Genomic DNA, 12,767 nt, shown 5'->3' on the forward strand with positions numbered 1-12,767 from the left:
CTTCTATAAATATCATTAATATCAATAAATTAAACACGGTTACAGCGTAACAAAAACGCCGGATTAACGCGCGTTAATCCGGTCTTTATCACGGTCATTTCGGGCGGGGATTATTCTGCCGAGACCGGCACCAGCACGCCTTTCACCCGCGGGTCGTCGGTGCTTTTCAGCCACGCCTGCAACCTGGGATCGGCAAACACCCGCTGCAGCTTGCGAATATTTTCGTCCTGCAGATAGGGCGTGCCAATCACCAGCTGCGAAGCGAAGGTTTTCGGCGCCGGTGGGAACAAGATGCCCTTCTCACGCGGCACCTTGCCGGCGTCGAACTGCGACACATAGCCAATGGCCGCATCGACCGAATTCAGCGCGCGCGGCATGGTCAGCAAATCCAGCTCCTTGAAGTTAAAATGGCGTTTGTTCTCGCGAATGTCTTTCAGCCTGGCGGTGCGCGCCTCGATCGCCGGATCCAGCCCGATCAGTCCAATGCGCTGCAGCAGCCACAACGCCTGCCCCTGATTGGCGCCGTCGTTGGGCACCACGATCTCCGCGCCGTCCGGCAACTCCGCGATCGACCTATAGCGGTCGGAATAAATGCCAAACGCCCACTGAAACACCGGCAGCGTCGGGGTCAGCTTAAAACCATTGGCATCTACCACCTGTTTTAGCCACCATTGGTGCTGGTAGATCGTGGCGGCGTACTGCCCCTGCGCCACCGCACGATCGGCCTGCACCGGATCCTGCAGGCCAACCGCCTCCAGCCTAAGGCCGTAATCCGGCGCGATATGGTCGCCGACGTACTCGATCACCCGCTGCTCTCCGGCCATCGCCGGCTCAAAGTGCACTTTCAACGTGCTGCCGAACTGCACCGTCTGCTGCTGGCCGGCGCTGAAGTGCCAAACCGCGGCGGCGATAATTGCCACCGCCGCGATACCCACCGGCCACGGCCAGCGTTTCTTCTTCACTATCTCAAAATCGTGATTAGGCATGATTAAAAGGTTTCCTGATGATGACGCAACGCGGCGACCAGGCGGTCACCAATAAACTGAATCAGTTGAATCGTGGCGATCAGCACCACAATGGTGGCGATCATGATGTGATTGTCGAAACGCTGGTAGCCGTACACCACCGCCAGATAGCCGATGCCGCCCGCGCCAATGGTGCCGGCGATGGCCGAATACTCGATCATCGAGATGACGTTCAGTGTGATGGCGGCGACGATCGCCGGCAGCGCCTCGCTGAGCTGCGCGCGGGTGACTATCTGCCAGATCGAACCGCCGGACACCAGCCCCACCGCCGTCACCTCCGGCGGCAGTTCGCGCAGCGCGTTCTCCACCAGCCGGCCAAAGAACGGAATGCCGGCGACGATCATCGGGATCACCGCCGCCGGAATGCCGATGGTGGTGCCGGTCAACCAGAAGGTGAACGGAATAATCGCCGCCATCAGCACCAGAAACGGCAGCGAACGGCCCATGTTCACTAACCAGCTCAGCGCGCGATTCAGCGCCGGACGCGGAAACAAGCCGCGCGATGAGGTGTTGAACAACACCACGCCGACGGCGCCGCCGATCGCCACCACAAACAGCATCACGATGCCGACCATCAGCCAGGTTTCGCCGTAAGCCGGCAGCATCAACCGATGGATCTCGCGCCAGGGTGTGTCCTGGCTCATCACGCTGTCAGACAGATTTTTCATACCGCCTCCTGCAAGGCCGCCGGCTGTTCCAGCACCTCGGCGAGAATGCCCAACCGCCGCAGTTCGCCCTGCAGTTCAGCCACCGAACGCGAACCGCCGCCAAAACGCACCGCAATCTCTAACCGCCCGGCCAGGCTGCCGCCCACCACTTCAACGTGGCCGCCCAGCAGATCGATCTGCAGGTCGAGTTGGCGGCTGATGCGGCTGATCCAGTCGGTGACCGCCGGCTGACGGGCGGAATAGGTTACCTGCAGCCGCAGCGCGGCGTCGGACGCCAGCGTCTTCAGCGGGAACAGCCGGCGGCCCAGCGAGGAATCGGGCGCCGCCAACAGCTCGCGCACCGGCCCTTGCTGCACAATCACGCCGTCGCGGATCTCGGCTACCGCGTCGGCGGCGTCGCGCACCGCATCCATCTCGTGGGTGATCAGGATGATCGACAGGCCATACCGATCGCGCAGCTGTTTAAGCAGGCTGAGAATGGCCCCGGTGGCGTCCGGATCCAGCCCGGAGGTGGCCTCATCCGCCAGCAGCACCGACGGATTCAGCGCCAGCGCGCGGGCGATGCCGACCCTTTGGCGCTGGCCGCCGGACAGTTGAGCCGGGTAAAACGCCGCCTTGTCCGCCAACCCTACCGCTGCCAGCAGGCTCTTTACCCGCTTGTCGATATCGCGCGGCACCACGCCCAGATAGGTCAACGGCAGCGCCACATTCTGCCAGGCGGTTTTACGCTGCAGCAGCGCGGAAGACTGGAACACCGTGCCTATCGCCCGCCGCTCCCTGCGCAGCGCCTCGCCCGCAAGCCGCGACAAGTCCTGGCCGTTCACCCGGATACTGCCGCTGCTCGGCCGCTCCAGCAGGCTGATGCATTTCGCCAGCGTCGATTTGCCCGCCCCGCTGGGGCCGACCACGGCGGTAATCGATCCGGCCGGCACCTGCAGCGAAACGCCCTTCAGCACCTCAATCCGTCGCCCGTCCGGCGCGCGGTAAGCCTTGTGCAATCCTTCAATCTCTATCATCGCATCCTCACTTGACGCTCAGTGCATCGGCCAAGAGCGCGCCGGCCGGCCAGCGGTAGCCCACCGCCGGGTGCGGCTCTGCCAGGCGCGGCCCCTGATTGAACAATTTTTCTCGCAGAGTGCCCGCTGTGTAGTCGCGCTTATACACTCCGCGTTTTTGCAGCTCGGGGATAAGCAGTTCCACCACGTCGGTGAAGGTTTCATGGGTAACGGCGTAGGCCAAATTGAAACCGTCAACATCCGTTTCCTCCACCCACGCCTGCAGTTCGTCGGCCACGGTTTGCGGGCCGCCCACCAACAGCGGGCCGAAACCGCCGATGCCGACCCATTCAGCGATGCCCTGTACGGTCCATTCACGGCTGGGATCGGCGCTGGAGAAAGTTTCCACCGCCGACTGAATGGCATTGGTGTGCAGATGCTTCAGCACCTGATCCGGCTGATATTGACCGAAATCGATGCCGGTCCAGCCGGACACCAGCGCCAGCGCGCCTTCGTAGCTGGTATAGGATTTGTATTCCCGCCATTTTTCCTGCGCCTGTCGGTCAGTTTCACCGACGATCACCGTCTGCAGGTTGAAGATCAGGATGCTGCGCGGGTCGCGCCCGGCCTCGGCGGCGCGGCGGCGGATATCGGCCACGGTTTTTTTCAGCAATGTTTTCGAAGGAGAAGCGACAAACACGCATTCGGCGTGCTCCGCGGCAAACTGCTTGCCGCGGCTGGAAGCGCCGGCCTGATAAAGCACCGGCGTGCGCTGCGGCGAAGGCTCGCTCAGATGAATGCCCGGCACCTGGAAGAACTCACCTTTGTGGTTGATCGGATGAATTTTCGCCGGATCGCTGAAGATGCGCCGCTGACGATCGCGCAAAATCGCGCCGTCTTCCCAACTGCCCTCCAGCAGCTTGTAAACCACCTGCAGGTATTCATCGGCGTAGTCGTAGCGCGCATCGTGATCGGTCTGCGCCCGGTGGCCAATATTGCGCGCGCCGCTCTCCAGGTAAGAGGTGACGATATTCCAACCGATGCGCCCCTTGGTCAGGTGATCAAGCGTCGACAATCTGCGGGCGAAAGGATAAGGGTGCTCGAATGACAGCGAGGCGGTCAGCCCGAAGCCGAGATGTTCGGTAACCAGCGCCATCGGCGTCACCAGCGCCAGCGGATCGTTAACCGGCACCTGCGTCGCCTGGCGGATCGCCGCGTCGCCGCTGCCGTTAAGCACGTCGTAAATCCCCAGCACGTCGGCGATAAACAATCCATCGAACTTGCCGCGTTCCAGCAGGCGCGCCAGATCGGTCCAATATTCGAGATCCTTATACTGCCAGGAACGGTCGCGCGGGTGCGCCCACAGCCCCGGCGACTGATGGCCGACGCAGTTCATATCAAAAGCGTTAAGACGAATTTCACGTTGCGATGACATAGCGAGCTCCACAATTATCTGCCGGCCACGGGCGGAGCCAGGCCGGATGGGGGGTCTTAGGGTGTTAAAAACGGGAATGGACGATCAGTTTGCCGCCGGACATCGCGCCAACAGGTATTGCGCGACGCTTTGGGCGTGTTCCGCCACCTGCGGCAGCCCCATCAGTTCGCCGAAGCGGCCACGCGCCGCCGGGCCGGCCACCAGCAGACGCGGGTTGGCAAGGCCGTCGCCGCCGATCGCCTGGCTGTCGGCATTGACCCACAGCCCCAATCCCAGCGGATCGGCGCGCAGCGCCCCCTGCTCCGCCAGCGAGCTGAGCAACGGGCTGGCGGCGATCAGGCCGGCATGGGCCGGACCCGTAGCGATCAGCAGCCGCTGCGCCTGCAGCGCCCGCTCTGCGCCCTGGCGCGGCAGAATCGTCAAACGCACGCCCTGCGGCGTGGGTTCTGCCCGCCGCAGACGAGCGGCCAATACCTGCAGCGTGCCCGCCGCCTGTTGCTCCGCCAGCAGCGTGCTCACCTGCGGCGCAAGGCGATAGCGATGCACGTCCCAATAGGCGCGCAAATGCCGCAGAAAGCGCTGCTGTTCGGTCGGCGTCAACGCTTGCCACAGGCGCTGCCCCTGGGCGCGCACCGCGTCCAACACCGCCTGCCACGGCACCCGTTGCCGAGCAGCGCGCGCCACCTCAAGGCGCACCTGCCGCACCCCATCGCGCAGTCCGGATGGCGGGGCAAACGACCATGTCGGGTACTCCCCTTCGGCATTGGCACGCGGCAACAGGCCGTGACGAGAGAACGCGGTAATCGGCCCGCGATGCCCGCGGCGGTGCAACGCCGCCACCGCATCGGCCATCGTCAGCCCGCTGCCGACGATCGCCAACGATTCATCGGGTTCAATCTCATTCAGCGCTCCCTCCGCCCAGGGATTGGCGATCAACCGCGCATCGCGCGCCAGTTCCGGGGCGATTTGCCGCGGCAGCGCGGGCGGCGGATGGCTGGTCGCCAACACCACATAATCGCCCCACAACCGTTCGCCGCCGGCGGTGATGACGGACGCACCCTGCGCCTGCGGCTGCAGGTGCTGCGCCCGATCGCGCAGGTGCCGCACGCGGGCCTGGCCCGTCTGTGCCGCCTGATGAAAACGTTCCTCGACATAGCGGCCGAAGGCGCCGCGCTGCGGATAGGCCTTACCGTCGCGCCATAACGCCTGCGGATCGGCCGTCAACCCGCCGCCCTGACGGAACCAGCGGTCAAAATCCCCCGCCGGTTCATCCGCCAACTGCATCCTATCGGCCGGGACGTTGATGCGGTGGGTCGGATCCGTGGTCGAATACGCCACGCCATAGCCCGGCGCGGCGCGCGGTTCAATCACCGTGACATCCACCGCTCCGCGCGCCAGCTGGATCGCCAGCGCCGCGCCGGTGAAACCGCCGCCGATAACGATAATATGGGCACGCTTCGCCATCAGCCCTCCCGCTGCGCCGGGGCGGGACGACGATCGCCGCCGATGGTTTCGCCAAACGGGCCGGTATTGATCGTGCGAGCCGTCTGATGAGCCGACTGCGCCAGCGGCAGCAGCGGCATCACCAGCTCGGCGAAGCGGTGAGCCTCTTCCAGATGCGGATAGCCGGAAAGGATGAAATTGTCGATGCCCAGCGCCTGATACTCGCGTATGCGCGCCGCCACCTGCTGCGGGTTGCCCACCAATGCGGTGCCGGCGCCGCCGCGCACCAGGCCGACGCCGGCCCACAGGTTGGGGCCGATGCGCAGACTCTCGCGCGAGCCGCCGTGCAGCTCGCTCATGCGGCGCTGGCCGGTGGAGTCCATGCGAGCAAAGATCTGCTGCGCCGCCGCGATGGTGTCGTCATCCAGATGCGCGATCAGTCGCTCGGCCGCCGCCCAGGCTTCGTCTTCAGTTTCGCGCACGATAACGTGCAGGCGAATGCCATAGCTGAGTTTACGCCCCTGCCGCTCGGCGCGCTGGCGCACCGCCGCCAGCTTTTCCGCCACCTGAGCCAGCGGCTCGCCCCAGGTCAGGTAGGTGTCGATCTGCCCGGCGGCGATATCGATCGCTTCCGGCGATGAGCCGCCGAAATAGAGCGGCGGGCCGTTTTCCTGCACCGGCGGGAACAGCAATTCGGCGCCTTCGACGCGAATATGCTTACCGCTGAAGTCCACCTTTTCTCCTTGCAGCAGCCGTTGATACACCGTGAGAAATTCCTGAGTCACCTCGTAGCGTTCGGCATGGCTGAGGAAGATGCCATCCCCTTTGTTTTCCACCGGATCGCCGCCGGTCACCACATTGATCAGCAGGCGTCCGTCCGACAGCCGATCCAGCGTCGCCGCCATGCGCGCCGCCAGGCTCGGCGGCTGCAGGCCGGGGCGCACCGCCACCAGGTAGCGCAGCCGGCGGGTGATCGGCGCCAGCGCCGCCGCCACCAGCCAGGAATCCTCGCAGCTTTTACCGGTTGGGATCAGCACGCCGTAATAGCCGAGGTTGTCGGCGGCCAGCGCCACCTGCTGCAAATAAGGCAGGTCCACCGGGCGCCCGCCCTGCGCCGTGCCCAGATAGCGGCCGTCGCCGTGGGTCGGCAGAAACCAGAAAACGTTGATGCGCTCTTTCACTGACTCAGTCATTTATGCCTTTCCTATATAACTATTTTCAGTATTTATCGATAGAAAAACTTTGCTTGGTTATAAAAAGAAAAGCAGGATGCATGCCACATTGCAGATTTTAAAAAACCAATACATATCAATAGATTGATGAGATATCGACGTAAAAACACTGCTGCATTGGCAGCAGGCGGCGGCGGAAGGCTGTTGCCAATGCAGCACCGTGCGCCTTTTATCCTCTCGCGGCTGCTCATTGGCTGGGATAAGATTTTTTCCCCATCGTCGTCAGACAGGAGACGCCCATGTACGATCCTCAACCGTTCGCCGCCGACAAGCCGGTGCTGATCGATCCGGCGTCGCTCGCTCTGCAAAGCGTGCTCGATCGGCTGGCTCCCACCGACGCCACCGTGCTGATCGTCGGTGAAACCGGCACCGGCAAAGAAGTGGTGGCGCGCTATCTGCACCACCACAGCGCGCGCCGCCATCAACCTTTCCTGGCGGTCAACTGCGGCGCGCTGACGGAAAGCCTGGCGGAAGCCGAACTGTTCGGCCATGAGAAAGGCGCCTTCACCGGTGCCGTCGGCACTCATCAGGGCTGGTTCGAAGCGGCGGAAGGCGGCACCCTGCTGCTGGACGAGATCGGCGAGCTGAACCCGTCGCTGCAGGTCAAGCTGCTGCGCGTGCTGCAGGAGCGGGAGATCACCCGCGTCGGTTCGCGCAAACCGCTGAAGATCGATGTGCGGGTCATCGCCGCCACCCACGTCGATCTGGCCGGCGCGATTCGCCAACGGCGGTTCCGTGAAGATCTCTATTACCGCCTGAACGTGGCGGCGGTGACGTTACCGCCCTTGCGCCAGCGGCCGGACGATATTCCGGTGCTGGCCAGACATTTTCTTGCGCTGTACGCCCGCCGCCTGGAACGGCCACTGCCGCGGTTGACGGAGGAAGCGCAGCAGGCGCTGCTGGACTACCCTTGGCCTGGCAACGTGCGCGAGCTGGAGAACACGCTGCATAATGCGGTCTTGCTGAGCCAGGAGGGGGCGATCGCACCGCAGCAACTGCAGCTCACCCATCGCCTGACGGATAACGACGGCGGCGACGACGCCATCGACCGCTTTGTGCAGCGGCAGTTGCAAGGCGACAGCGCACAGCTTTACCAACGGGTGCTGGATGCGCTGGTGCGCAACGCCTTCGAACGCAGCGGCGGCAACCAGTTGCAAGCGGCGTCGTTGCTCGGCGTCAGCCGCAATACCCTGCGCACCCATTTGGCACATCTTGGTCTGATCAAACCGCGCCGTCGCAGCGCCGGCGCACCCGCACATTCACCGGTCATCGCCGCAGCGTCTCTGCCCGAACGCGAACTGCGCATCGGCTATCAAAAGTTCGGCAACCTCGGGGTGCTCAAGGCGCGGCAAAGCCTGGAACAGCTCTTCGCCACACAGCGCATCAGCGTGTTGTGGAGCGAGTTTCCCGCCGGGCCGCAGCTGCTGCACGCGCTCGACGGCGATGAGATAGACTTCGGCACCACCGGCGAAGTGCCGCCGATCTTCGCCCAGGCACAGGGCAATGCGCTGGTGTACGTCGGTTTTGAGCCGCCGGCGCCGCAGAGCGTGGCGATGGTGGTGCCGCAAGACAGCCCGATACGCAGCGCCGCCGATCTGCGCGGCAAACGCATCGCGCTCAACAAAGGCTCCAACGTGCACTATTTATTGCTGCAGATGCTGGACGAACAGGGATTGACGTTGAACGACGTGCGTATCGTCTACGCGCCGCCGAAGTATCCGCTGTCGGCGACCGACCTGCAGGCGGTGGACGCCTGGATGATGTGGGATCCGCTGCTCAGCGACGCGCAGCGCAACGGGGAACTGCGCGTGATCGCCGACGGCACCCAGCGGGTGCTCAATCAGCAATTCTACCTGGCGCGCCGCGGCTTCGCCGAGCGTTCGGACGATCTGTTGCGGCCGCTGATGCAGGCGCTGCAGCACACCGGCCGTTACATCGCCGCGCAGCCGAGAGAAGCCGCTCGTCACCTTTCCAACGAACTGGGGCTGGCGAGCGCCTCACTGGAACTCGCGCTGTCGCGCCGCAGCCATGAGGTTCGCGCCATGGATTTACAGGTGATCCGTCAGCAGCAAAGCATCGCCGACCGCTTCTACGCCCTCGGGCTGCTGCCCAGAGCAATCGCCGTGCGCGAGGCGGTCTGGCCGCGGGGCTCTTAGCCTGGCTTCGAGGGGGAGCAGCATCGGCCGCCCTTTCGCTTCTCCACGCAACCCCATACCGCCGCTGGAACCGAGCGGTAAGGCCAATGCCGCAAAGACATTTTTAGGTAAAATATACCGCCGATGTCAGTGCTAGGATTAATTCGCTATCATTTTATGTGCACTTTCAATTAACGTTACCCTGTTATTTTCGCATTCGCCGGTCGTCATGACCGGCTTTTTTATTTCTCCGTCTCACCGGCCAAAAATATCGCTTTTTGGTAAAAAAAAGCGCGCCAGGTAGGGTTACATAGGAACTGCATGACCTTATTTCCCGTATAGGGGTCGTGCATCTCAGAGAGATTGTCGATGTTTCATTGGCCGGCGTTAATCGCCGGCTTTTTTTATCTTCATTTTATGACGCCTGCGCTGCGCAGGCCCCCCGTCTTATTGCCGGAGAGGATGCGCGCACGCCGGGTCTATTGTTCCGTGAGATAACACTTTTCGGTAAATAAAAACCCCCAACGCGCGCTATTATTTAATTGTAGTGTTGTCATACCTATTGAATACCCCATGCTTACCGACCCTCGCGGTCGGTTTTTTTTTCTTCCTTGCCAACCGTTCCGTTGGTTGAAACAGGCTTATGGGGCGTTGACAGGTGGACGCCATCAAAATATCGATGGCATAACCAAAGCTTTCCGTTGTAATCAGGCAACCCTCTGCCGCGTACGATAAACAAAGCTCATTTTATCGGGATGAAATACCACATGCTGACGTTTTCCTTTTCACCTGGGCAGTGATCGTGGATTTTAAAGATTACGCTTTGCGTGATGAAGATATCCAAAGAAGCCAACACCCCCTCATAGAGCGATAGGATGAACTCGTTTTCACTCATCTTTTTTTCTTTGCGCCTGATCGCAATGTACTTTGCCGATGCGTTGTACAGGCTACAGGTTATTGGATTCTTTACGTTTACCTTCATCTGCCCCCGGCTGATTACCGGCGAAAGCAGTTGCACGATCCTTTTTTTCTCGTAATACTCATGCAAATTCAAGTACACGATGCTGCTGGGGAAAGGCTCTTTATCGAAGCCAATAATCGGTTGGTAATTGAGAAAAGGCCAATCGCGCAGGGTTCTGAATGTTCTCGGCGGGCAACCGAACTGATTTGAAAACGCACGGCTAAATGATTGCTGAGAGCTAAATCCAGAGAGCAACGCGATTTCATAGATCTTCATATCGGTACATTTCAGCAATAACGTCGAGCGGCTTAGTCTGCGCTTTCTGATATAGGTCCCTATCTTCATCCCTTCATACAAATAGAACATCCGTTGTAAATGCCCGATGGAATACCCTGACTTAACGGATAACGCCCTTATTGATACATGGCTTTGTGTATCAATGGCTTTTTCAATGATAGCGATTATCTCATCTAAAATATTGCGTCTGAACTTGTTAGAACAATCCATAGTAAAGCCTGTCATCTTGCTATTTTTATTATTGAATGCATCCCTCTTCTTGCAGAACCAAAAGCTGCCCGACTTGCTTTCTTTCGAAGAATGGCATTCCCATACCCGTTCAAATATATCCACGCATCACGTTGCATAAAAATCATTTCCAAGGTGAAAGATGCCGATTCACCTCTCGCACAAGATGAGACTCGCAAAGAAGTCGTGTGGAAAAACGCTGATAAACCACGAGCGCCAAGACAGAAAAACGCAGGCCACAGCCAGAAGATAAATAGCAATCGCTATTTTTCGCGAAAATAACCCCCCATATTCCTCCCTGAATGTCATTAGCCTTGATACCCCCTTGAATTAACCATTATTTAATTTCACAACCCCCTGCCGGGCCTATTTTCCGCTTCCCCCTACTCTTAAACATAGAATAGTTAATTATTTCGATTCGAAAAGATGTTACTGTCAATAAATTGGCAGCCATATAGTGTTTTTATCTATCAATGAGCAAAAATTGTGCTCCCACCAGCTTGGTTCATTCATATAAATTAATAAAAATCAACAAATTAATATACTTAAAATGTATCCATACACTTTCTACTTCTTCGCCATACGCTGCTATTTGGTAAATGACACTTTTAAGTACATTTTTTTTAATTTACCGCGTTAATATTGCACGCGTTCTATACTCAGGATATTGCCTAAAAGATCGGATGAATTGGGGCTTATCGCTGAATACCGATATCGCGTTATTTTACCCAACGCAACCATTAGGCAGATAACTAAAAGGGAGCTCCTGCATGTTTATAACTAAAGTCATTGAGGAGCTGCTCGCCTGGGTGGAAGAAAGTGGGTTCAATGAGAAGCTCACCGTTGAGATGCTGTCAGAAAAAAGCGGATATTCACGCGGGCATATCCAAAAAGCGTTTAAAGATGAAACAGGGATGACTTTCGGAAGCTATGTGAGGGGCAGAAAACTCATTCGCGCCGCATTTATGTTGAAAGCGACTAACCTCTCTATTTCCGATATCATTAAAGCGCTGAACTTTCAGTCCTATCAATCCTTTGAACGGGCCTTTCGCAAGCAATTCAGAACCTCGCCGATGCAGTATCGCAAAAGTAAATCGTGGGACGTGTCCTCCGCCATCCCATTGCTGTTTCTCGACGGCATTCCCGAGCATCGCTATGTGCACCTGCCAAAATTTTTCGACGATTCAGGGGATGGCGTTGATGCAGAGATACATCACTTCCATCCTGCGGTTTCCGCGCTGCGATTGGCGGCAATTGATAACATGAAAAAAACGGATAGCGGCGTGATTAACTTTTTCAATTTTGGCGCGAGCATCAGGAAAGAGAATTACGTCAGCATCTATTTGAAGACCCTCTATATTTCTGAGGAAGACTGTCTTGGCAACGTGCTTGCCTCTCTGGCCGACGCCCAGGGAAAAAAAGACATGCAACTTTTTGCAGAGTTCAGTTTTGATGGCGCAAGCGATGAGGCGCAAAAATTCACGCAAAGCATCTACACCAAATCATTCCCGATAAATAAAGTTGGCATGATCGATCGCTTTCTCATTGAAATTATCAACCCCAAAGGCGGCGATAGAATAGAGATGAAGACCTATATCCCCATTGTCTTCCCGATCAAACACAGAGAGAAAGAGGTAGCGCCAGGGCCAGAGCGGTAACCCTGTCACAATCGGCGTTGCTATCTATTAAAAATGGTAATAATTTATATTTATCAATAAAGAATTATGATGAATTTAGGCTCAAAACCACGCATTATCCACTTGCCAAAAAGCACCAACTTTAAGACTTATCTAATTGGAAAACACGTTAATATCTCCCTGAAAATCGCGCCAAGATGGGATCTTCTCGCCCCCACAAGGAATAACCGCTTATCCGTCAAGCGTTCTCTTCGATATGACTTACGTACCAAAACCTTAAATATCAATACGTTACCTACATTTGCTTTTTGTGCGATCGATCAGGTAACCTATTGTTTTTATTTAATTTTTTCTAAACCCCTCGCCTGAGCGCAGCCGACATTTTTCGCTTTATCCCGCCCGCACGCTTATAGACATCCCCAGATAGTGACGATATTTTATTTCCACGAGACTTATTTTTACGGGTGCTATCAATATGCCTTAAACAAGAATAAAGCGCGTCAGGAAAATAGAGTTATGAGTATTCAATTATGGTCTAAAAACCTAAAAAAACACTATCCTAATGTTAATGTTGAAAAAGTCACCGTCGGCGAACGCGGGAAAGGTTATATTGTCTATGTCGATGGAGAAAGAATGGCATTGAATCATTTTTTTCGCCGCTTCTACCGACACCGGCTTGATAAAGAATGACGTTTCACTCTGAACTCAACG

10 protein-coding genes are annotated in these 12,767 nt (G+C 57.9%); 3 read left to right on the forward strand and 7 right to left on the reverse strand.

Annotation, left to right across the window (positions count from 1 at the left end):
- Positions 1-110: 110 nt before the first annotated feature.
- From J0F90_RS15675 to ssuD, 6 genes are all read right to left on the reverse strand, one after another.
- Entirely contained in the window at positions 111-986 is an 876-nt protein-coding gene (locus tag J0F90_RS15675) for a MetQ/NlpA family ABC transporter substrate-binding protein (protein ID WP_033639918.1), read from the reverse strand.
- Between the two features lie 2 nt (positions 987-988).
- Complete coding sequence (locus tag J0F90_RS15680) at positions 989-1,693, reverse strand: methionine ABC transporter permease (RefSeq protein ID WP_016927110.1); 705 nt, start codon at positions 1,691-1,693, stop codon at positions 989-991.
- Positions 1,690-2,709 carry a methionine ABC transporter ATP-binding protein gene (locus J0F90_RS15685; RefSeq protein ID WP_033639917.1) on the reverse strand — a complete coding sequence of 340 codons (1,020 nt, stop codon included), beginning with the start codon at positions 2,707-2,709 and terminating at the stop codon, positions 1,690-1,692. The genes J0F90_RS15680 and J0F90_RS15685 overlap by 4 nt, the downstream gene beginning before the upstream one ends.
- A gap of 7 nt (positions 2,710-2,716) precedes the next feature.
- Complete coding sequence (locus J0F90_RS15690) at positions 2,717-4,123, reverse strand: LLM class flavin-dependent oxidoreductase (RefSeq protein WP_025303423.1); 1,407 nt, start codon at positions 4,121-4,123, stop codon at positions 2,717-2,719.
- A gap of 84 nt (positions 4,124-4,207) precedes the next feature.
- Entirely contained in the window at positions 4,208-5,587 is a 1,380-nt protein-coding gene (locus tag J0F90_RS15695; protein ID WP_033639916.1) for an FAD/NAD(P)-binding protein, read from the reverse strand.
- Positions 5,587-6,759, reverse strand: a complete 1,173-nt coding sequence (gene ssuD, locus J0F90_RS15700) for an FMNH2-dependent alkanesulfonate monooxygenase (protein ID WP_033639915.1) — start codon at positions 6,757-6,759, stop codon at positions 5,587-5,589. The genes J0F90_RS15695 and ssuD overlap by 1 nt, the downstream gene beginning before the upstream one ends.
- 278 nt (positions 6,760-7,037) lie before the next feature.
- Here ssuD and J0F90_RS15705 point away from each other — a divergent pair, with 278 nt between their 5' ends.
- Positions 7,038-8,954, forward strand: a complete 1,917-nt coding sequence (locus J0F90_RS15705; protein ID WP_033639914.1) for a sigma-54-dependent Fis family transcriptional regulator — start codon at positions 7,038-7,040, stop codon at positions 8,952-8,954.
- Positions 8,955-9,675: 721 nt separating this feature from the next.
- Here J0F90_RS15705 and J0F90_RS15710 read toward each other — a convergent pair.
- Positions 9,676-10,524, reverse strand: a complete 849-nt coding sequence (locus J0F90_RS15710; protein ID WP_227944589.1) for a helix-turn-helix domain-containing protein — start codon at positions 10,522-10,524, stop codon at positions 9,676-9,678.
- A 665-nt stretch (positions 10,525-11,189) separates the two neighbouring features.
- Between J0F90_RS15710 and J0F90_RS15715 the strand changes: the two genes are divergently transcribed.
- The gene (locus J0F90_RS15715; RefSeq protein WP_033639913.1) at positions 11,190-12,077 is read left to right on the forward strand and encodes a helix-turn-helix domain-containing protein; all 888 of its coding nucleotides are present in this window, start codon (positions 11,190-11,192) and stop codon (positions 12,075-12,077) included.
- A 495-nt stretch (positions 12,078-12,572) separates the two neighbouring features.
- Positions 12,573-12,746, forward strand: a complete 174-nt coding sequence (locus J0F90_RS15720; protein ID WP_153297017.1) for a hypothetical protein — start codon at positions 12,573-12,575, stop codon at positions 12,744-12,746.
- Positions 12,747-12,767: the final 21 nt, after the last annotated feature.

This window comes from Serratia marcescens subsp. marcescens ATCC 13880 (assembly GCF_017299535.1).
Classification (GTDB): domain Bacteria; phylum Pseudomonadota; class Gammaproteobacteria; order Enterobacterales; family Enterobacteriaceae; genus Serratia; species Serratia marcescens.

Coding starts and splice junctions, on each gene's coding strand:
- J0F90_RS15715 (WP_033639913.1), top strand. CDS start 11,190: ATGTTTATAACTAAAGTCATTGAGGAGCTGCTCGCCTGGGTGGAAGAA.
- J0F90_RS15680 (WP_016927110.1), bottom strand. CDS start 1,693: ATGAAAAATCTGTCTGACAGCGTGATGAGCCAGGACACACCCTGGCGC.
- J0F90_RS15690 (WP_025303423.1), bottom strand. CDS start 4,123: ATGTCATCGCAACGTGAAATTCGTCTTAACGCTTTTGATATGAACTGC.
- ssuD (WP_033639915.1), bottom strand. CDS start 6,759: ATGACTGAGTCAGTGAAAGAGCGCATCAACGTTTTCTGGTTTCTGCCG.
- J0F90_RS15685 (WP_033639917.1), bottom strand. CDS start 2,709: ATGATAGAGATTGAAGGATTGCACAAGGCTTACCGCGCGCCGGACGGG.
- J0F90_RS15695 (WP_033639916.1), bottom strand. CDS start 5,587: ATGGCGAAGCGTGCCCATATTATCGTTATCGGCGGCGGTTTCACCGGC.
- J0F90_RS15705 (WP_033639914.1), top strand. CDS start 7,038: ATGTACGATCCTCAACCGTTCGCCGCCGACAAGCCGGTGCTGATCGAT.
- J0F90_RS15675 (WP_033639918.1), bottom strand. CDS start 986: ATGCCTAATCACGATTTTGAGATAGTGAAGAAGAAACGCTGGCCGTGG.
- J0F90_RS15720 (WP_153297017.1), top strand. CDS start 12,573: ATGAGTATTCAATTATGGTCTAAAAACCTAAAAAAACACTATCCTAAT.